The sequence below is a fragment of the Ruegeria sp. BH8 genome, from assembly GCF_056538065.1.
Window position 1 is genome coordinate 684,586 of record NZ_JBQFSP010000001.1, and the last position, 18,598, is coordinate 703,183.

At 56.2% G+C, this 18,598-nt stretch carries 18 protein-coding genes and 3 tRNA genes; 14 read left to right on the forward strand and 7 right to left on the reverse strand.

Features of this window, described 5'->3' with window-relative positions; translation table 11 throughout:
* The first annotated feature begins 154 nt into the window (after nt 1-154).
* Entirely contained in the window at nt 155-637 is a 483-nt protein-coding gene (locus ACR0AD_RS03345; RefSeq protein ID WP_267365581.1) for an Lrp/AsnC family transcriptional regulator, read from the forward strand.
* A gap of 45 nt (nt 638-682) precedes the next feature.
* Here ACR0AD_RS03345 and ACR0AD_RS03350 read toward each other — a convergent pair whose 3' ends face one another.
* Complete coding sequence (locus ACR0AD_RS03350; protein WP_480481137.1) at nt 683-1,864, reverse strand: cytochrome P450; 1,182 nt, start codon at nt 1,862-1,864, stop codon at nt 683-685.
* Between ACR0AD_RS03350 and ACR0AD_RS03355 the strand changes: the two genes are divergently transcribed.
* The 7 genes from ACR0AD_RS03355 (at nt 1,863) to ACR0AD_RS03385 (ending at nt 9,306) form a co-directional block, all read left to right on the forward strand.
* Nucleotides 1,863-3,644 (forward strand): sensor histidine kinase, encoded by a 1,782-nt coding sequence (locus ACR0AD_RS03355; RefSeq protein ID WP_480485781.1) that lies wholly within the window; start codon nt 1,863-1,865, stop codon nt 3,642-3,644. The two genes, ACR0AD_RS03350 and ACR0AD_RS03355, sit on opposite strands and share 2 nt — an antisense overlap.
* Complete coding sequence (locus ACR0AD_RS03360; protein ID WP_480481133.1) at nt 3,641-4,870, forward strand: sigma-54-dependent transcriptional regulator; 1,230 nt, start codon at nt 3,641-3,643, stop codon at nt 4,868-4,870. The genes ACR0AD_RS03355 and ACR0AD_RS03360 overlap by 4 nt, the downstream gene beginning before the upstream one ends.
* 287 nt (nt 4,871-5,157) lie before the next feature.
* A complete protein-coding gene (locus ACR0AD_RS03365; protein WP_209504066.1) occupies nt 5,158-6,159 on the forward strand; it encodes a DctP family TRAP transporter solute-binding subunit in 1,002 nt (333 codons plus the stop codon).
* 116 nt (nt 6,160-6,275) lie between these two features.
* On the forward strand, nt 6,276-6,953 hold the full coding sequence (locus tag ACR0AD_RS03370; RefSeq protein ID WP_480485779.1) for a TRAP transporter small permease: 678 nt from the start codon (nt 6,276-6,278) through the stop codon (nt 6,951-6,953).
* On the forward strand, nt 6,953-8,329 hold the full coding sequence (locus tag ACR0AD_RS03375; protein WP_480485777.1) for a TRAP transporter large permease: 1,377 nt from the start codon (nt 6,953-6,955) through the stop codon (nt 8,327-8,329). Before ACR0AD_RS03370 ends, ACR0AD_RS03375 begins: the two co-directional genes overlap by 1 nt.
* A 153-nt stretch (nt 8,330-8,482) precedes the next feature.
* Nucleotides 8,483-8,794: a DMT family transporter gene (locus ACR0AD_RS03380; protein WP_480485775.1), complete on the forward strand. Its 312-nt coding sequence runs from the start codon at nt 8,483-8,485 to the stop codon at nt 8,792-8,794.
* Entirely contained in the window at nt 8,791-9,306 is a 516-nt protein-coding gene (locus ACR0AD_RS03385; protein WP_480481129.1) for a nucleoside deaminase, read from the forward strand. Before ACR0AD_RS03380 ends, ACR0AD_RS03385 begins: the two co-directional genes overlap by 4 nt.
* A 9-nt stretch (nt 9,307-9,315) precedes the next feature.
* Here the strand turns inward: ACR0AD_RS03385 and tpiA are convergent, their stop codons facing one another.
* Together tpiA and ACR0AD_RS03395 are read right to left on the reverse strand one after the other, a co-directional pair.
* Nucleotides 9,316-10,065: a triose-phosphate isomerase gene (tpiA, locus tag ACR0AD_RS03390; RefSeq protein WP_480485774.1), complete on the reverse strand. Its 750-nt coding sequence runs from the start codon at nt 10,063-10,065 to the stop codon at nt 9,316-9,318.
* Between the two features lie 149 nt (nt 10,066-10,214).
* Nucleotides 10,215-10,580, reverse strand: a complete 366-nt coding sequence (locus ACR0AD_RS03395) for a HesB/IscA family protein (RefSeq protein ID WP_480485772.1) — start codon at nt 10,578-10,580, stop codon at nt 10,215-10,217.
* A gap of 217 nt (nt 10,581-10,797) precedes the next feature.
* Between ACR0AD_RS03395 and ACR0AD_RS03400 the strand changes: the two genes are divergently transcribed.
* Entirely contained in the window at nt 10,798-11,139 is a 342-nt protein-coding gene (locus ACR0AD_RS03400) for a hypothetical protein (RefSeq protein WP_480485770.1), read from the forward strand.
* A gap of 229 nt (nt 11,140-11,368) precedes the next feature.
* Here ACR0AD_RS03400 and ACR0AD_RS03405 read toward each other — a convergent pair whose 3' ends face one another.
* The 3 genes from ACR0AD_RS03405 to ACR0AD_RS03415 all read right to left on the reverse strand — a co-directional run bounded on the left by ACR0AD_RS03405 (nt 11,369) and on the right by ACR0AD_RS03415 (nt 12,994).
* Complete coding sequence (locus ACR0AD_RS03405) at nt 11,369-11,731, reverse strand: SUF system Fe-S cluster assembly protein (RefSeq protein ID WP_480481125.1); 363 nt, start codon at nt 11,729-11,731, stop codon at nt 11,369-11,371.
* Between the two features lie 94 nt (nt 11,732-11,825).
* A complete protein-coding gene (locus ACR0AD_RS03410; RefSeq protein WP_480485769.1) occupies nt 11,826-12,104 on the reverse strand; it encodes an NfeD family protein in 279 nt (92 codons plus the stop codon).
* Nucleotides 12,104-12,994, reverse strand: a complete 891-nt coding sequence (locus ACR0AD_RS03415) for an SPFH domain-containing protein (protein WP_480485767.1) — start codon at nt 12,992-12,994, stop codon at nt 12,104-12,106. The genes ACR0AD_RS03410 and ACR0AD_RS03415 overlap by 1 nt, the downstream gene beginning before the upstream one ends.
* 175 nt (nt 12,995-13,169) lie before the next feature.
* On the opposite strand from ACR0AD_RS03415, the gene ACR0AD_RS03420 reads away from it, so the two are divergent.
* From ACR0AD_RS03420 to lon, 3 genes are all read left to right on the forward strand, one after another.
* Nucleotides 13,170-14,081 carry a nucleoside hydrolase gene (locus ACR0AD_RS03420; RefSeq protein ID WP_480485765.1) on the forward strand — a complete coding sequence of 304 codons (912 nt, stop codon included), beginning with the start codon at nt 13,170-13,172 and terminating at the stop codon, nt 14,079-14,081.
* A 63-nt stretch (nt 14,082-14,144) separates the two neighbouring features.
* Nucleotides 14,145-15,275, forward strand: coding sequence for a tRNA guanosine(34) transglycosylase Tgt (gene tgt, locus ACR0AD_RS03425; protein WP_480485763.1), 1,131 nt, complete (start codon nt 14,145-14,147; stop codon nt 15,273-15,275).
* 279 nt (nt 15,276-15,554) lie between these two features.
* Nucleotides 15,555-17,963 (forward strand): endopeptidase La, encoded by a 2,409-nt coding sequence (gene lon / locus ACR0AD_RS03430; RefSeq protein WP_480485761.1) that lies wholly within the window; start codon nt 15,555-15,557, stop codon nt 17,961-17,963.
* Nucleotides 17,964-18,101: 138 nt separating this feature from the next.
* Here lon and ACR0AD_RS03435 read toward each other — a convergent pair.
* Nucleotides 18,102-18,176: transfer RNA gene (locus ACR0AD_RS03435), tRNA-Val, on the reverse strand.
* Between the two features lie 181 nt (nt 18,177-18,357).
* Here ACR0AD_RS03435 and ACR0AD_RS03440 point away from each other — a divergent pair.
* Together ACR0AD_RS03440 and ACR0AD_RS03445 are read left to right on the forward strand one after the other, a co-directional pair.
* Nucleotides 18,358-18,434 (forward strand) — tRNA-Asp (locus tag ACR0AD_RS03440).
* Between the two features lie 45 nt (nt 18,435-18,479).
* A tRNA-Asp gene (locus ACR0AD_RS03445) sits at nt 18,480-18,556 on the forward strand.
* Nucleotides 18,557-18,598 lie beyond the last annotated feature (42 nt).

Below are 18,598 nucleotides of genomic sequence, written 5' to 3' on the forward strand. Positions count from 1 at the left end.
CGTCCTGCATCGGATCATCTCGGGTGTGGTTTGACTTGACCCTCAATATAGGAAATATTCCCACCAAAGCGCCATATGGGCGCTCAAATAAGGACAAACGTTCCATCGAAACAAAATTTTGGAACGAAAGCTTCGATGTGGAAGGAATATTGGAATGTCGGTGCGGATAGATGATACGGATCGGAAAATTCTGGCCGAGCTGCAACGTGATGCAGGGCAGTCACTGGACGAAATAGCGGCTCGGGTCGGCAGTTCAAAGACGCCTGTCTGGAATCGTATTCGTAAGCTCAAGAGTGCGGGAATCATTGGTCAGCAAACGGTTTTGCTGGATGCCGAAGCGCTAGGGTTTGAGGCGACTTTCTTTGTTTTGATCCGCACGTCGGAACACGAGGCTGAGTGGCAGCGCAAGTTCCTTAAGGCATTGCGCGAACATCCCGAAGTGCAGGAGGCGCATCGGCTGGCAGGCGACATTGATTATATTCTCAAGGTTCGGGTCAAGAACGCGCGCGCCTATGATCAATTCTACCAGTCGCTGATTTCGGAGGTACGGGTGCACAATGTGACCGCGCTATTGTCGATGGAAGAAATCAAGTCCACAACGATGCTTCCCCTCAACGCATTGGTTGAAGGGGCATAGAAGGCAGGTACTGCCAGCGCCGGATCGATCCGCGCCTTATACAGGTCAGACCTGAACCATTAACCGTTCCAGACCATGGAAGTGATAGCTGTCTGAATAGGTCGGCGGATCGGCAAGCCGCAGGTTCGGGCAGCTGTTGAATAGAATGGGCAGAGCTATGCGCATTTCCAACCTTGCCAAAGGTGCGCCGACGCAAAAATGGATGCCTCCACCAAAACTTGTGTTGACCTCAATCGAGCGCGTCGGATCAAACCTGTCGGGTTCATCCCAGACCGCAGGGTCGCGGTTTGCAGCGCCAAGCAAAAGTGCGATCTGATCACCGCGTCTGAACGAATGCCCAAACATATCAACGTCTTCATACGCATAGCGTGTGAACATGTGTAGGGGCGGGTCATAGCGCAGGATTTCTTCAATCGTTGCGTCGATCTGGTCCGGGCCTAGAACGTCGGGGCTGGTATGTGTTTGCAACAGGGTTTTCACACCGTTCGCCAGCGAATGCACCGTTGCTTCGTGACCTGCATTCAACAGCAAGATGCATGTTGCGACCAGTTCGTCGATGGACAGCTTTTCGCCTTCCTTCTCGGCGCTGATAAGCCGGGTGATCAAATCGTCACGCGGATCGTTGCGTCGTTGTTTAATGTATCCCAACAGGAAATCCGTGAACTCCTGAGACGACTTGGCGGCCTTATCCTCGGTCGCCTGTGTCCGGTTGGCCTGATACATCGCGACCATGTCATGCGACCACTGCAACAGGTTGGGCGCCATGTCTTCGGGAACGCCCAACAGTCGGCAGATAGTTACCACCGGGACCTGAGTGCAATAAGCGCTCAGCAGATCGAAAGGTGTATTCGGAAACGCCTCGACAAGACTGTGGCATAGCGATTCAATGGAAGGCTGCAACGCAGATATTTCCCGCGACGTGAAAGCGCGCATAACAAGCGCCCTTAGGCGGGTATGTCGCGGGGGTTCAGCTTCAAGCAGCGAATGGGCTTCGATAGCCAGCCAGGGGGCCAAATGGGCGGGGCCCTGTATCGCGCATTCAGGCGGAACTTCCCGCCCAAACCGGCGGTCGCGAAGAAGTGCCCGCACGGCACGGCAGGACGTCGCAGCAGCCATATCGTAGTCGCGCCAATAGAACAGATCACCAGCAGCGCGGGCCTGATCATAGAAAGGGTAGGGGTTCTGAACGAAACCCGGGTCTGTCGGGGATTGCGAGAATGACTTCATGCGACGCACACTTGCCACGAGCCGCGTTGAATGCAAGACCCTGTCTATGCAGAGAGTTTGGATCATTGTCGGTTTTTTGTCCGCTGTCGGGCTGCTGTCAGGTTTTGTTTGGTCTTATGGCTATCGTCAGGCGCTGTCTCAGCTAAGCGACAAGGCCGAAGCCGACCTTGAACTGGCGGCGGATCGGCTCAGCACCCAGATGCAGGTCTACCAGGAACTGGCGGTTCTGATGGCGACACATCCCGCCTTGCACGCGTTGGATACACCGACACAAATACATGACGCGCAAGCGATGTTGCTGGACGTTGCCGACAAGACAGCGGCCGTCAACATGATGTACCTGGATCGCAGCGGTCGGGTTCTGGTCGCCGCACAGCCAGTGGCACAGCGAGACATGTCCGCACATCCAGCGTTCAGGCGCGCCATGCAGGGTGCGGCTGGCACAGCGCATGAGGTGGCTCCGGACAGTGGCGACCGGATATATTCCTATGCCGCTCCGACTTTTGCCGCCTCCGGGCAAGTCGAAGGTGCAGTGATGGTGGTTGCCGATGTCCAGGATATTGAACAAACTTGGCGGGGCAGTACCGAAGCCGTTTTCTTTGTTGATTCTGACGGCGTCGTCTTCATCTCAAACCGGTCGGACTTGCTGTTCTGGAGCCGCGAGGTTGGCCAGTCCGGGCTGACACCGCCAGAGGGTGCCTCGGTGGATTTTGCCGCGACGCGGGTCGGCCAGCATGAATTGTGGCGGCTGAACTGGGGGCGGTATTTGCCACGCGATGCGTTGCACCTAACGCTTGAATTGCCTGTGATCGATATGACCGCCGAGGTTTTGGTGGACGTGGCCCCGGCCCGGCGACTTGCCGGGTTGCAGGCGGCGGCGGTCGCAGCGATCTGCCTGGCGTTTGGCGCGATGCTGTATCTTGCGATGGAACGGCGACGGACGCTGGCGAATGCCAACACGGTTCTGGAAAGCCGGGTGGCGCAGCGTACCCGTGCTTTGACCCAAGCAAACACCGCATTGCGCCGCGAAGTTGCAGAGCGTCAGGAGGCCGAAGCAGCACTGAAAAAAGCGCAGGCAGAGCTGGTGCAGGCAGGTAAGCTCAGCGCGTTGGGGCAGATGTCGGCGGGGATCAGCCACGAACTCAACCAACCGTTGATGGCAATCCAGCAGTTCGCCGACAATGGTACGGCCTTTCTTGAACGCGGCAAAGGTGACAGGGCCAGTGAAAACCTTGGGCGTATTTCGGAAATGGCCGCCCGCATGGCCCGGATCATCAAGAACCTGCGCGCGTTCGCTCGCAATGAAAGCGAACCGATGGGTCGGGTCGATCTGGTGCAGGTTCTGAAAACTGCCGTCGAATTGACCGAAACCCGTTTGCGTGACGATGATGTGACGCTGGAATGGGAACCGGGACAGGCTGCGGTTTATGTTTGGGGGGGGGAAGTCCGCTTGGTGCAGGTCTTTGTTAATCTGATCAATAACGCGGCGGATGCGATGCTGGGGCGACCCAAGCGGCACATTTCGATTGTGATGCACGAAGAAGACCGGTTGCGCGTTTCTGTGCAGGATACCGGCCCGGGGATTGAAGACCCCGACCGGGTGTTCGAGCCGTTTTATTCGACCAAAAGCGTAGGATCATCTGAAGGTCTGGGGCTTGGTCTTTCTATATCATATGGTCTTGTTCAAAGCTTTGGGGGTGAAATCCGCGGGGCAAACACGGCTGATGGCGCAGTGTTTACCGTCGAGCTGGAGCCCTACGGGAAAGAAGAGGCAGCATGATGCGCAGGGTTCTGTTGGTCGATGATGACGCAGCTGTTCGCGAGGCATTGGCGCAAACCATTGAACTTGCAGATTACGCACCGACAACAGCCGGTTCTTTTGTGGCGGCCAAGGATCATATTCGGCGGGATTTCCCCGGTGTGATTATTTCGGACATTCGAATGCCCGGGCGGGATGGCTTCCACTTGTTGGCGTATGCTCGGGACATCGACCCCGAGCTTCCGGTGATCCTTTTGACCGGAGAAGGTGATATCCCAATGGCCGTAGAAGCCATCGGAAAAGGAGCGTTTGATTTTCTCGAAAAACCCTGCGCTGCGTCTGACCTGATGGACGTTCTTGAACGCGCATTCGCAGCCCGCACCCAAGTGTTGGAACAGCGCGCCCTGAAATCCGAACTTGAAAGGGGGGACCCGGCCGCACGTTTGCTTTTTGGTCTGTCTCCGCAAGCCGAAGCGCTGCGGGACCGCGTGCGGACCGTCGCACCGACAGGGGCCGAAGTTCTTGTTACAGGCCCACCGGGCAGCGGCATATCCAAAGTGGCCGAAGTGGTTCACCTGATGTCACCCGCTGGTCAGGGGCCTTTTGTCAAACGTCCGGCTTCAAGCCTAAGCCCCGATGATCTTGCCCGAAGCTGCGGCGATGCCGTGGGTGGTTCCCTGTTTCTGGACGAAGTGTCCGCCATGCCCCAAGCCACGCAGTTTGCGGCGTTGGAGATCATCGAGCGCGGTCCGGGGGGGCGTATTATTGCAGGAACAACCGCCGACCTATCCGCGTTAAGTTCGGAAGGGCGGTTCAACGCTGATCTGTTTTATCGTTTGGATGTAATGCGGGTGCGTGTTCCTTCACTGGCGGAACGCCCCGACGACATTCCGGTCATCTTTCGCCACTATGTGGCGCAAGCGGCCGAGCAGGCAGGCATCGCAATTCCCGAGATTTCGTCTGAACATCTGGCGGCCTTGATGGCCAGCGATTGGCCGGGCAACGCCCGTTCTCTGATGTCAGCAGCAATGCGGTTTGTTCTTGGAATGCCCGAGGAGGTTACGCAGGCAACGGATCTGGGGTTGAGCGAACAGATGGCGCGGGTTGAACGATCCTTGTTGATTGCAGCTTTGGGCCGCCACAATGGAAAAGCGTCAGATGCGGCCAAGGCGCTGAAGCTGCCGCGCAAGACCTTTTACGACAAGCTGGCGCGCTATCAGATTCGTCCCGAGGATTACCGCAGATAAGCAGGAACCGGAATGGCGCATCTGATTCGGATGAACTGATTCGAAATTTGTGCGGAAATCCGCACAAGCCTCTCTGAGAATGTGCGAGTTTTCGCACGGCTCAGAACTGTGAAGTGCAGAACCCGAACCAGCAAAGATGTAACGCCTTGGTATCAAACAGGTAATCAGACATTTCCTGTAATCGCAGTCAAAAGTTGTGTGCTTTACCCTGAGTCGCTTCACTGCACACCATACGGCGCTTACCCAGCGTCGACTGCAAGTTTCAAAGAACTCTGGGAGGATATCAGATGAAGCTTCTGACAACGGCAGCAACTGCGCTTGCTCTGACGGTAACCGCAACGGCTGGTATGGCTGCATGCGATGAAGGCGAAATCGTCGTTAAGTTCGCGCATGTGACGAACACCGACAAACACCCCAAAGGCATCGCGGCCTCGCTGCTGGAACAGCGGGTCAACGATGAAATGAACGGCACGATGTGTGTTGAGGTCTACCCGAACTCGACGCTCTACAACGATGACAAAGTTCTCGAAGCGATGTTGCAGGGCGACGTGCAACTGGCCGCGCCCTCGCTGTCGAAATTCGAGAAGTTCACCAAACAGTTCCGCCTGTTTGACCTGCCGTTCATGTTCAAGAATGTCGACGCTGTAGACGCGTTCCAGGCCTCGGCCGAAGGGCAGGCGATGAAAGACAGCATGCAGCGCCGCGGCCTGCAAGGGCTGGCGTTCTGGCACAACGGCATGAAGCAGATGTCGGCCAATAAGGCTTTGGTTGATCCGTCGGATGCAAACGGTCTGAAGTTCCGCGTGCAGTCGTCAGATGTGCTGGTGGCACAGATGGAAGCCATCGGTGGTAGCCCGCAGAAAATGGCATTCTCGGAAGTGTATGGCGCGTTGCAACAGGGCGTTGTGGACGGGCAAGAGAACACTTGGTCGAACATCTACGGCAAGAAGTTCTTTGAGGTGCAGGACGGTATCACCGAAACCAACCACGGCATCATCGACTATCTGGTCGTGACATCGGTGGATTGGCTGGACAGTCTTGATCCGGCGGTGCGGGACCAGTTCCTGACTATTCTGGCCGAAGTTACCGAGACCCGGAACAAAGAAGCCTTTGCTGTGAACGAAGCGGCCAAAGCGTCGATCATCGATGCAGGCGGCGTCATCCGTGAACTGACCCCTGAACAGCGTCAGGCCTGGGTCGACGCGATGAAACCGGTTTGGGACAAATTCGCCGGTGACGTGGGTCAGGACAAGATCGACGCGGCACAGGCCATCAACGCCGGGTTCTGATCCGGTCAAAGACCGCGCGTCCGGGGACTGGGGAGTATTCGACGCGCAGGCCGGGCGGGCTGAAATGGCCCGCCCCATTCTCAACTCTCTCTTCAATAAAATGCGGGGACTGAAAGATGTCTGGTGCGAACTCCGGCCAGGGCGGGCTGATCGACCATATCGAAGAAACCCTGATCGCGTTGCTTTTGGGCCTTATGACGGTCGTTACATTTGCCAACGTGATCGCGCGGTTTGTCTTTAATTCAAATATCCTATGGGCGCTTGAGTTGACAGTGTTCACGTTTGGCTGGCTGGTGCTGCTGGGCGCATCTTACGCGGTCAAGAAACATGCTCATCTGGGTGTGGATGCAATCCTGAACATGCTGGCGCCAGCACCGAGGCGCATTATGGCGCTGGTCTCGGTCGGGTTCTGTCTGATGTTCTCGCTGCTGATGCTCAAAGGGGCATATGACTATTGGGCCGTCTTTGCAGATCTGCCGCCAACATCGGGCCGCTGGTTCCCGACCGGGTTCGATTTCGGCGCACGCAGCCAGAGTTTCTACGAGGTAGACGACATCCCCATGGTCGCTCCGCTGCGCTTTCTGGAAGACCTGATCAACTATGGCGAGGGGTATGAAAAACTGCCCAAGGTCGTACCTTATCTGGTTCTGCCGGTGTCCATGCTGCTGCTGGTGATCCGGTTTTCGCAGGTCGCCGTTCAAATTTGGCGTGGTGAGACCGATCGCCTTGTCGCCAGCCACGAAGTCGAGGACGAGATTGAGGAAGTCCGCGCACAACAAGGGGTGCATGACTGATGGACGTTATCCTTCTTTTCTCGATGGTCATCGGCCTGCTGCTGATCGGGGTTCCGATTGCGGTTGCACTTGGCCTCAGCTCGACCCTGTTCCTGCTGATCTATTCCGACAGTTCGCTGGCTTCTGTCGCAGGCACGCTGTTTGAGGCGTTCGAGGGGCATTTCACCCTGTTGGCGATCCCGTTCTTCATTCTGGCCTCGTCCTTTATGACGACAGGTGGTGTAGCGCGTCGGATCATCCGTTTCTCGATTGCATGCGTGGGGCATCTGCCCGGCGGTCTGGCGATTGCGGGCGTGTTTGCCTGTATGCTGTTTGCCGCGTTGTCAGGATCGTCCCCGGCCACGGTTGTAGCTATCGGTTCGATCGTCATCGCAGGTATGCGCCAGGTTGGGTATTCCAAAGAGTTTGCCGCCGGTGTGATCTGTAACGCGGGTACGCTGGGCATCCTGATCCCACCGTCCATCGTGATGGTTGTGTATGCCGCCGCCGTCGAAGTTTCAGTTGGGCGCATGTTTCTGGCTGGCGTTATTCCCGGTCTGATGGCTGGTTTCATGCTGATGATCACCATCTATGTCATTGCAAAGGTCAAGAACCTGCCCAAGGGTGAATGGAAGGGGTGGGGTGAGGTCTTTACCTCGGCCCGCGAGGCCGGTTGGGGCCTGTTCCTGATCGTTATCATTCTGGGTGGCATTTATGGGGGTATCTTTACCCCAACCGAGGCTGCCGCGGTTGCTGCCGTCTATGCCTTCTTCATCGCCAGTTTCGTCTACAAGGACATGGGGCCGCTGAGTACGGAAGGGGACGCACAGAACCTGCCGCTGCTGAAAAAGCCCTACGCTTTGGTCACGGCGTTCTTTCATCCCGACACCAAGCATACTCTGTTCGAGGCAGGAAAGCTGACGGTGACGCTGTTGTTCGTGATCGCCAACGCGCTGATCCTTAAGCATGTTCTGACGGACGAACAGGTGCCGCAGCATATCGCCGAGGCGATGCTGACCGCAGGGCTAGGGCCGGTGGCGTTCCTGATCGTTGTGAACGTGATCCTGCTGATCGGTGGTCAGTTTATGGAGCCGTCGGGCCTGTTGGTGATCGTCGCACCGCTGGTGTTCCCGATTGCCATCGAGTTGGGCATCGATCCGATCCATCTGGGCATCATTATGGTGGTGAACATGGAAATCGGAATGATCACGCCTCCGGTTGGTCTAAACCTGTTCGTAACCTCGGGCGTTGCAGGTATGCCGATGATGAGCGTTGTTAGGGCAGCGCTGCCGTTCCTCGCTGTTCTCTTCGTCTTCCTGATTATGGTGACGTATATACCGTGGATCTCGACATTCCTGCCCAACACTTTCATGGGCCCGGAAATCATAACCAATTAAGTGGTTTGACGATGTACGTAGCCGGGCGGTTTCGACTGCCCGGTTTTTTCGTATCTTGAACCCCGGCATCAAGTGCTTAACTCGGGTTCAGAGGACGACCTCCCCATAATGGGACATCTTTCGGGACGACCCGAACGAATACGAGGTTGTCATATGCCCTGGATCTTTCTTCTTTTTGCTGGCCTGTTGGAAATCGTCTGGGCTGTAGCGATGAAGCAATCGGCTGGTTTCACCCGATTGTGGCCTACGGCCTTGATGGCTCTTTCGATGATCGGCTCTTTCGGCCTGTTGGCGCTGGCGATGCGCGACCTGCCATTAGGCACGGCTTACACCATCTGGACGGGTATTGGGGCAGTGGGGGCGTTCTGTGTCGGTATCCTGTTTCTGGGCGAAGCCCTAAGCCCTGCGCGGATTCTCGCGGCCCTTCTGATCGTGACGGGTCTTATCCTGATGAAGCTGGCATGAGCCCTTTATTGACCAAGCTATTGCGCTTGGGCAGGGTTCAGGAAACACGGGAAATGGAGACCGGAATGCTGACCGAGACCGACAAGCGCCTGCTACGCGTTGCTTATGACGAGGCCAAAGCCGGGTTTGACGAAGGTGGATGCCCGATCGGGTCAGTTCTGGCGCGGGGTGGCGATATTGTTTCACAAGGGCGTAATCAACGTGTGCAGGGCGGGGATCCGATCGCACATGGCGAAATGGATGCCTTGCGTAAAGCGGGACGTCAGAAAACCTATCGGGATACGGTTCTTTACACGTCGTTGTCACCTTGCATGATGTGCTCGGGCACTATCGTTCAGTTTGGTATCCCGCGTGTGGTGATCGGCGATACCCAGAACTTTGGTGGCAACGAAGACTTCCTGCGCGAACGCGGTGTCGAGGTGGTGATAGTCAACGATCCTGACTGCATCGCACTGATGCAGCGGTTCATCGAAGAAAAGCCAGAGCTTTGGGCCGAAGATATTGCCGAGTAAAGGCGAATCCTAGACGCTCTCCAGCGCCTGAATAATGCCCGTGAAATCCCCGGCCTTCAGGCTGGCGCCACCCACAAGCGCACCATCGACATTTGAAACCGCAAAGATCTCCGCCGCGTTGGAGGGTTTGACCGACCCACCATACAGAAGACGGACAGAGCGGCCCACACCTTCGCCAAAGCGGCGCTCTAGCCGGGCGCGGATGAAGTCGTGAACTTCCCCAATCTCATCAAGCGTCGGAACCTTGCCGGTGCCGATGGCCCAGATCGGCTCATATGCAATGATCAGGTTCTCGCCGGTTGCCTGATCCGGGATCGACCCCGACATCTGACCGCCGATTATGTCGAGCGTATTGGCCGCCTCGCGTTGCTCCAGACTTTCGCCTACGCAAATGATCGCTTTTAACCCCGCGTCCATCGCTGCACGGGCCTTGGCGCGTATATCCTCGTCATGCTCTTCATGGTCTACGCGACGTTCGGAATGACCCAGGATGACTGACGTCGCGCCCGCGTCCAGCAGCATCCCGGCGCTGATATCGCCTGTATGCGCGCCCGCGCTTGCCGCGTGACAATCCTGCCCACCAACGGTGACTGCTGACCCGCGTACGGTGTCTGCGGCACGGCTGAGCAATGTTGCCGGAGGGCAGATGAGTATATCGACCGAAGCGTCTGGGTGAGACTTGCACAGTGCTTCAAGCTCGCTCAGCGCAGCACCGGTTCCGTTCATTTTCCAGTTTCCTGCCGCAAGCCTGCGCCGCATACCCGTATCTCCCTGATCATTCGATGATTTAGGATGCGGATAGCATTGTCGACGCGATCTTACAATTCCACGGATCGGGTGGGTTCAAGCGCTATGATCGACAATACGGCGTTCGGTCGGGCCCGTGTCACGGGATTATCCGGCGCAAACTAGGATTGCTGCGTGATGCTTTCATCGAATTTGATGGATTCACCGCAACCGCAGGCGTCGACAACATTCGGATTCTTGAACTTGAAACCTGATTCCAGCAACGACACCTCGTAATCGATTTCAGTCCCGAACAGGAACATCTGCGCCATTGGCGCGATCATGACGCGTGCTCCATCCTGTTCGACAACTTCATCATGCGGATCAGCCTGATCGACATATTCCATGGTGTATTCCATGCCTGCACAGCCGCCTTTCTTGACGCCAATGCGCAAGCCAGCGTGGCCACCCGAGTTCATCAGGCGGGTGATTTGTTCTGCGGCTTTAGGTGTCATGGTCACAGCCTGTTTGCCGGGAATGCCGAACATGTAAGTCTCCGTTGTCGCGCGTTGCGTTTAATTTAGGGCTCAGGAGGTCAAGGCTCAAGACGGTGTGTTATAAAGAGTTTTATCCGGATGAAACAACCCGGCATTCAGAATGGGTTCGCTGAAGATATCCAACTGTGAGACCGTGGAACTGAATGGGTTCAAGTTGGTCAGCCGTTAATTCGGTTTGCTTTGATATACTATCGGAAAGGATATTATTGTGAATGATTTACAGGCGATTGTTAATTCGATCTTGATGCGCGCGGTGCTTACCATTGCAGTTCTTCTGTTTGTTCCGGATGATGCGGCGGCCACCAATGATGGAGAGAGGCATCCAGTAAACTGCGCGACCGCCGAGGGCGATTTGCGCGCCATCGCGGCCGAGAAAAAGCACGCGCAGGACCAACAGTTGGAAAGTGTTGCCGCCATTACTCCTGCCGGGGCACTTTTGGGGCTGGTCACAGGAACGGAACACAAACGGCTGCAAATGCTGTCGGGCGACTACATCAATCAACTTGACGCCAGATCTGCGGAGATCAAAAAGACCTGCAATTTTAACTGATTACCCGACGTTCGGTGGTTTGGATAAGAAAAAGGACCGTTCTCGGGCAAGAACGGTCCGTGTTTCGGGGCCGGAACTCGGGGGGCGGTCAAATCATGTCTGGCCCGAGGCGACACTGATTGGTGCCGTCCACAGGTCTTTTCCTGCATCATTGTGACAGGGACAGCACGAGCAGGTAACAAAAACGCCAATGTTTTGTGACAAATACCCGGGAAACTGTGGCAGGTGCCTACATAAATCCCAGTTCCAGACGTGCTTCGTCTGACATCATCTCCATACCCCAGGGCGGCTCCCAGGTCAGTTCCACGTCAACCTCTTTGATGCCTGCAACAGGCTCGATCGCTTCCATGATCCATCCGGGCATGTCGCCGGCAACAGGGCAACCGGGTGCTGTCAGTGTCATGATCACCTTCACGGCGTTGTCCGAGGAAATGTCGATCGTGTAGATCAGGCCGAGGTCATAGATGTTCACCGGGATTTCCGGATCGTAGACCGTGCGACACGCCTCGACCACGGGCTCGTACAGGGGGTGCTCAATGGTTGACGGCGCAATCAGCGGTGTGCCTTCAAACTGTTCGCTGGGGTGAGTCATCTTTGCCTCGGGTCAGTTGCCTGAGTGATTATATAGGGAATTGGCGCAACAGGGTCCAGTAGGGCGGCGGCGCCGATTGGGGCGCCGCGGCAATTTAGTCGTTGATGTCATGGTTGAAGGTTTTGACCTGACCGTGCGGCAGGGCAAACAGTTTCCGCAAAACAAGCCATGCAATCAGTGACATCACTGCAAAGATCAGCGCCAATACATTCAAAGACAGAGCCATTCCGGGTACGGCAAGGATAAGCCCCGTGACTGCGGCTCCGATTGCAAAGCCCAGAAAGATGAAACCGGGCAGGAAAATCTCAAGGATACCCAGCGCCAATGCGGCGGCTAGCCAGATCCACCAGGTCAACCAGAAGGGGTCAGCCATCACTTTCCTCCTCTTAACATTTTGAACGCGTCACCAAAGGCTTCCAGTGCGTTGGCAGGCACAACAATGGTTTGCTTGCCAGTACCGTTTCCAAGCGCGTTCAGGGCTTCAACCTGTTTCAAGGCAACCTGATACTGAGCAGCTTCGATGCCGTTATCCTGAATGGCCTTGGCGACCACACCTGTGGCATAAGCTTCGGCTTCGGCCTGAATGCGCCGCGCCTTGGCGGTTTGTTCCGCCGCATAAAGCTCGGCGTCGGCATGCAGCTCGACTGCGCGCTTCTTGCCCTCGGCTTCTGTCACCTGTGCGCGGCGGGCTCGTTCGGCGTTCAGCTGTTGCAGCATGGCGTCACGGGTGGCCTGATCCAGATTTACGTCCAGAATCTCGGCGCGGGTGACTTCGATACCCCAGTCATCGACAGCTGTTTCAACGCTTTCCTGAATACGCGTGATCAGTTGGGACCGGTTCGACTGAACCTCATCCAGATCCATCTTACCAATCTCGGCGCGAACGATCCCGGCGACAGTGGTGGCAATCGCGCCATCTACGTCGCGAATTCGGTAGACCGTCTTTTCAGGTTCGAGAATACGGTAGAAGACCGATGTATCGATCTGCACCAGAACGTTGTCCTTGGTGATTGCGTCCTGCGTCGCGTTTGGCAGCTGGCGTTCCAGGATCGAGATCTTGTGACGCGCAATGTCCAGTAGCGGAACAATAAAGTTGATGCCGGGGCCAAGCACGGAATGCAGGCGCCCAAACCGTTCAATTACGTATTTTTCGGACTGAGGCACAATCTTGATGCCTTTGAAAATGATAACAATTACCAGCACCGCAGCCAGCAGGTAAATGATGTTTGACGAAAGCAATCCGATGATTTGGTCTTCGGTCATACTGTCCTCTTGTTTTTGTGTACTATAGTATACATGTGGCGATTGAGTCGCCCGATTTCAACTCTGGTATGAGTGGAAAGCAGCCCCATGCAAATGCTCCAATAGTAAAACGCTGTATCGAAAAATAGTGCTGTGACCGCTTTGCATCCCTAATTGTTTGCGGTATCGGGCTTGGATGAAACTGATAATCGATACAGATCCTGGCATCGATGATGCCATGGCAATCGCCTATGCCGCCGCAGCGCCCGAGATCGAGCTGATCGGCCTGACCACCGTGTTCGGAAACACGCATGTTCACCAATCCAGCCGCAATGCCCGGTTCCTGCTTGATAAGCTGGGTCTGGATCTGCCTGTCGCGGAAGGGGCTGCGGTTGCCTTGGGTGCCGATACGCATTCGCCCTCCGAACATGTGCATGGTCCCGAAGGATTCGGTGACCTGACTGAAATTCCCGAAATTGGAAGCAACCACGCCCTGCCGGCTGCTGAATTTCTGGTTGATATGGCGCGAACCCAAAAGAAAGAGCTGGTGGTGTGCGCCGTGGGCCCCCTGACCAACATCGCCAACGCCATTCGTCTGGATCCGGAATTCGCCGACAATCTGGGGCGTTTGGTGATTATGGGCGGGGCGGTGTACTGCCCTGGTAATATTACAGTACATGCCGAGGCCAACATCTATCATGATGCGATTGCCGCTGAAGAGGTCTTTGCCACACCGCCGGAAACCGTACTGGTCGGCTTGGATGTCACGCTGAAAACGCTCTACGAGACTGCAGATTTCGAAAGCCTGGCAATGCGATCACCTGACATGGGGTCCTTTCTGCGAGATATCTCTCGCTTTTACCTGAAGTTCTACAAGGACGTCGGTGGTCTGGAGGGCTGCGGCCTGCACGATTCGACGGCTGTGATTGCTTGTTCTCATGGTGCTATGTTTGACATGGTCGAAACGGGTCTGCGGGTTGTCACCGAAGGCGACCAGAAGGGTGCGACGCGACCTGATCCGGAACGTCCCGCAGTTCGGGTCTGCCGCGACGTGGATGGGGCAGGGGTTGTTCAACTGTTTACAGACCGTGTTGCCTCGCTACCCTGACGGGTTGCAAAGACCGACCGGATCGGGCAAAGCCTGCCCGGTTCGGCGACCCGAGGCGATGACATGACCCAACAGTTTTCTTTTGATCTGAAAGCCACAGACGGCAAAGCCCGGACCGGTGTGATCAGCACACCACGCGGCGACGTGAGAACGCCTGCCTTTATGCCGGTTGGCACTGCGGCAACGGTCAAGGCGATGATGCCGGAAAGCGTTCGCGCGACGGGGGCAGACATCCTGCTGGGGAACACCTATCACCTGATGCTGCGTCCGACCGCTGAGCGTATTGATCGACTGGGTGGACTGCACAAGTTCATGAACTGGGATCGGCCCATTCTGACAGATTCCGGCGGATTTCAGGTCATGTCGCTGGCCGGATTGCGCAAGCTGACTGAAAAGGGCGTGACCTTCAAATCCCATATTGACGGGTCAAAGCACGAATTGACGCCGGAACGGTCGATGGAGATCCAGCGCCTGTTGGGCTCGGACATTGTCATGTGTTTCGATGAATGCCCTGCGCTGCCAGCGGATCGTGACCGCATTGCCGAGTCGATGCGCCTGTCGATGCGTTGGGCCGAACGGTCGCGCGATGCGTTTGGCGATCGTCCGGGGCATGCGCTGTTTGGCATCATGCAAGGTGGGCTGGAAAAAGACCTGCGAGAAGAAAGCGCCATGGCTTTGAAATCTATTGGTTTCGAAGGCTATGCGGTTGGTGGCCTGGCCGTCGGCGAAGGGCAGGAGGCCATGTTCTCTTGCCTCGACTATGCCCCCGATTTCCTGCCATCGGACAAGCCGCGCTATCTGATGGGCGTCGGCAAGCCCGACGATATCGTCGGTGCTGTTGCCCGCGGGATCGACATGATGGACTGTGTGTTGCCCTCGCGGTCCGGGCGTACAGGGCAGGTTTTCACCCGCTACGGCGTGGTGAACATCAAGAATGCCCGTCACGTAGACGATCCGCGGCCGCTGGACGAGCAGTGCACTTGCCCAGCCTGTTCTAATTATTCCCGCGCTTACCTGCACCACGTGTTCCGTGCGAATGAGATGATTTCCGGCATGTTGCTGACATGGCATAACCTGCATTATTTTCAGGAGATCATGGCCGGCATGCGCGACGCGATTGCGGAGGGTGCGTTCGAAGCCTGGCAGGCCGATTTCCACGCGCAGCGCGCGCAGGGGGATATCGAACCGCTGTGAAATTTTGCCCCCTCCAAGGCGAAAACGGCCAGTTCTGCGCGGTCGGGCTGTTTTCCGGCGACTGATCGCGCAAGAGCGGGGTGTATTCTACTATTTTGGTGGATATGTTCCCGGCACGCCTTGCAGTCCGCCAAACCTCGGTTCATTCTGATTGGTGATACATGGCGATAAGGTTGAAAATGGGCGATGAGGCCCCACCTTTATCGTCCAAGACAGGAGACGGTCAAATGTTGCCTCGATGAGGGACAAGTACCGTCTTGCCAACGATAAGGATAGAGCATGCAAGAGCCTCTGAATTCCTCCTACCCCGTCCTTCCGCTGCGCGATATTGTGGTGTTCCCACATATGATCGTGCCGCTTTTCGTAGGCCGTGACAAATCGGTCCGCGCGCTGGAAGAGGTGATGCAGGATGACAAGCAAATTCTGTTGTCCAGCCAGGTCGATCCCGGTGTTGACGACCCAGATGAAGAAGGTATCTACCGCACCGGCGTTCTGGCCAATGTGCTGCAACTGCTGAAGCTGCCCGATGGCACAGTAAAGGTGCTGGTCGAAGGGCAGGCGCGCGTTCAGATCACCGAGTTTCTGGAAAACGAAGAGTTTTTCGAAGCCCGCGCAGAATACCTGACCGAAATTCCCGGCGACGTCACCACAACCGAAGCGCTGTTGCGCACTGTCGCGGATGAGTTCGAGCGTTACGCCAAAGTGCGAAAGAACATCCCCGAAGAGGCACTGACCGCAGTAGGCGATACAACCGAGCCTGCGAAACTGGCCGACCTTGTGTCGGGGCATCTGGGCATCGAAGTCGAACAAAAGCAGGAGCTTCTGGAAACCCTTAGCGTCAGCGAGCGGCTTGAGAAAGTCTATGGCCTGATGCAGGGCGAGATGTCTGTTCTGCAGGTCGAGAAGAAGATCAAGACCCGCGTCAAATCCCAGATGGAGAAGACGCAGCGTGAATATTATCTGAATGAGCAGATGAAGGCCATTCAGAAGGAACTTGGCGATGGTGAGGACGGCAGCAACGAAGTTGCTGAACTGGAAGCCAAAATCGCCGAGACCAAGCTGTCGAAAGAAGCGCGGGAAAAGGCCGAGGGTGAGCTTAAGAAGCTCAAGAACATGTCGCCCATGTCGGCCGAAGCCACAGTTGTGCGCAACTATCTGGATTGGATTCTTGCTCTGCCTTGGGGCACCAAGTCCCGTGTCAAAAAGGATCTGGGCCGCGCGCAGGAGATTCTGGACGCCGACCATTATGGGCTTGAGAAGGTCAAGGAACGGATCGTTGAATACCTTGCGGTTCAACAGCGCTCGAAAAAGCTGAAAGGGCCGATTCTGTGCCTTGTCGGTCCTCCGGGCGTGGGTAAGACTTCGCTGGGTAAGTCGGTTGCGAAGGCAACCGGGCGCGAGTTCATTCGCATCTCATTGGGTGGTGTTCGCGACGAATCCGAGATCCGGGGCCATCGTCGGACTTATATTGGCTCGATGCCCGGCAAGATCATTCAGGCGTTGAAGAAAGCGAAGACCACGAACCCGCTGATTTTGTTGGATGAAATCGACAAGATGGGACAGGATTTTCGGGGTGACCCTGCATCAGCGATGCTTGAGGTGCTGGACCCCGAACAGAACAACACGTTCATGGACCATTATCTTGAGGTTGAATATGACCTGTCCAACGTGATGTTTCTGACCACGTCGAACAGCTACAACATGCCCGGGCCCCTGCTTGACCGGATGGAGATCATCCCGTTGGCCGGTTACACCGAGGACGAAAAGCGTGAGATCGCCAAGCAGCACCTGATCAGCAAACAGGTCAAGAACCATGGTTTGAAAGCCAAGGAATTCGAACTGACCGATGAGGCGCTGCAAAAGATCATCCGCACCTATACCCGTGAGGCGGGCGTACGGAACCTTGAACGTGAAATCGCCAAGGTTGCGCGCAAGTCGCTGACCAAGATCATCAAGAAGGACGCGGAAACCGTTAAGGTCACACCCGAAAACCTGCAAGATTTCCTGGGTGTGCCGAAATTCCGTTATGGCCTGGCCGAGCAGGACGATCAGGTTGGTGTTGTCACCGGTCTTGCCTGGACGTCAGTGGGTGGCGACCTGTTGCATATCGAAGCGTTGAAACTGCCCGGCAAAGGGCGGATGAAGACGACCGGTAAGCTGGGCGATGTGATGAAGGAATCCATCGACGCCGCTTCGTCCTATGTGCGTTCGATTTCACCTCAGATCGGGGTAAAGCCGCCGCAGTTTGACAAGATCGACATTCACGTTCACGTGCCGGATGGCGCGACACCCAAGGATGGCCCATCGGCTGGTCTGGCCATGGTCACGTCGATTGTCTCGGTTCTGACCGGTATTCCGGTTCGGAAAGACATTGCTATGACCGGCGAAGTCTCACTGCGCGGGAATGCGATGCCGATTGGTGGATTGAAAGAAAAACTGCTGGCCGCGCTGCGTGGTGGGATAAAGACCGTTTTGATCCCGGAAGAGAATGAAAAGGATCTCGCGGATATCCCGGACAACGTCAAAGAAGGGCTGAAGATCATCCCGGTCAAACATGTCTCGGAAGTTCTGGAACATGCTTTGGTGCGTAAACCGGAACCGATCGAATGGGACGAAGCCGCGGAAGAGGCCGCAGCAGCGGCGGCCGCGTCGCCCGGTAATACCGGACCTTCCGCGACCGCGCATTAAGTCTTTGGTAAATCAAAAAAAGGCGAAGCAATAGCTTCGCCTTTTTTGTTGAGGGATGTAGTGAAGACCGCACCATGCAGCGCCAAGACGCTGCATGAAACCAGCGTTTCATTTTGGGCATCGGTGTGATCTGGAAAATGGTGGGTGATAACGGATTTGAACCGCTGACATCTTCGATGTGAACGAAGCGCTCTACCACTGAGCTAATCACCCATGGGACCGGGTGATATCTTTCCCGAAGGTTGGCTGCAAGGGAAATAGAACCCGTGGCATCCGCAAAAAATCGCGCCGTATACAAAATTCTGGAATCTGGCAAAAAACTTGAAAACGCCGCTTGACGCTGCCCGAGCGTAGCCATAATACACCCAAACGTTCAGCAATGAACATGCAGCGGGCGGTTGTAGCTCAGTTGGTTAGAGTACCGGCCTGTCACGCCGGGGGTCGCGGGTTCGAGCCCCGTCAACCGCGCCACCGCTGCCAACCTTGGTCCAGGCAAAAGGCCACGAAAATAGATGCGCGGTTGTAGCTCAGTTGGTTAGAGTACCGGCCTGTCACGCCGGGGGTCGCGGGTTCGAGCCCCGTCAACCGCGCCATTTTCCTCCTCAAACAGATCAACGGTTGCGCCTTTACGGGCA

Bases quoted from the DNA above. Each gene is read 5' to 3' on its own strand.
- lon (WP_480485761.1), top strand. From the start codon at position 15,555: ATGCAAGAGCCTCTGAATTCCTCCTACCCCGTCCTTCCGCTGCGCGAT.
- ACR0AD_RS03375 (WP_480485777.1), top strand. From the start codon at position 6,953: ATGGACGTTATCCTTCTTTTCTCGATGGTCATCGGCCTGCTGCTGATC.
- ACR0AD_RS03345 (WP_267365581.1), top strand. From the start codon at position 155: ATGTCGGTGCGGATAGATGATACGGATCGGAAAATTCTGGCCGAGCTG.
- ACR0AD_RS03405 (WP_480481125.1), bottom strand. From the start codon at position 11,731: ATGACTCACCCCAGCGAACAGTTTGAAGGCACACCGCTGATTGCGCCG.
- ACR0AD_RS03395 (WP_480485772.1), bottom strand. From the start codon at position 10,580: ATGTTCGGCATTCCCGGCAAACAGGCTGTGACCATGACACCTAAAGCC.
- ACR0AD_RS03350 (WP_480481137.1), bottom strand. From the start codon at position 1,864: ATGAAGTCATTCTCGCAATCCCCGACAGACCCGGGTTTCGTTCAGAAC.
- tpiA (WP_480485774.1), bottom strand. From the start codon at position 10,065: ATGCGGCGCAGGCTTGCGGCAGGAAACTGGAAAATGAACGGAACCGGT.
- ACR0AD_RS03360 (WP_480481133.1), top strand. From the start codon at position 3,641: ATGATGCGCAGGGTTCTGTTGGTCGATGATGACGCAGCTGTTCGCGAG.
- tgt (WP_480485763.1), top strand. From the start codon at position 14,145: ATGACCCAACAGTTTTCTTTTGATCTGAAAGCCACAGACGGCAAAGCC.
- ACR0AD_RS03415 (WP_480485767.1), bottom strand. From the start codon at position 12,994: ATGACCGAAGACCAAATCATCGGATTGCTTTCGTCAAACATCATTTAC.
- ACR0AD_RS03365 (WP_209504066.1), top strand. From the start codon at position 5,158: ATGAAGCTTCTGACAACGGCAGCAACTGCGCTTGCTCTGACGGTAACC.
- ACR0AD_RS03380 (WP_480485775.1), top strand. From the start codon at position 8,483: ATGCCCTGGATCTTTCTTCTTTTTGCTGGCCTGTTGGAAATCGTCTGG.
- ACR0AD_RS03385 (WP_480481129.1), top strand. From the start codon at position 8,791: ATGAGCCCTTTATTGACCAAGCTATTGCGCTTGGGCAGGGTTCAGGAA.
- ACR0AD_RS03420 (WP_480485765.1), top strand. From the start codon at position 13,170: ATGAAACTGATAATCGATACAGATCCTGGCATCGATGATGCCATGGCA.
- ACR0AD_RS03410 (WP_480485769.1), bottom strand. From the start codon at position 12,104: ATGGCTGACCCCTTCTGGTTGACCTGGTGGATCTGGCTAGCCGCCGCA.
- ACR0AD_RS03355 (WP_480485781.1), top strand. From the start codon at position 1,863: ATGCGACGCACACTTGCCACGAGCCGCGTTGAATGCAAGACCCTGTCT.
- ACR0AD_RS03370 (WP_480485779.1), top strand. From the start codon at position 6,276: ATGTCTGGTGCGAACTCCGGCCAGGGCGGGCTGATCGACCATATCGAA.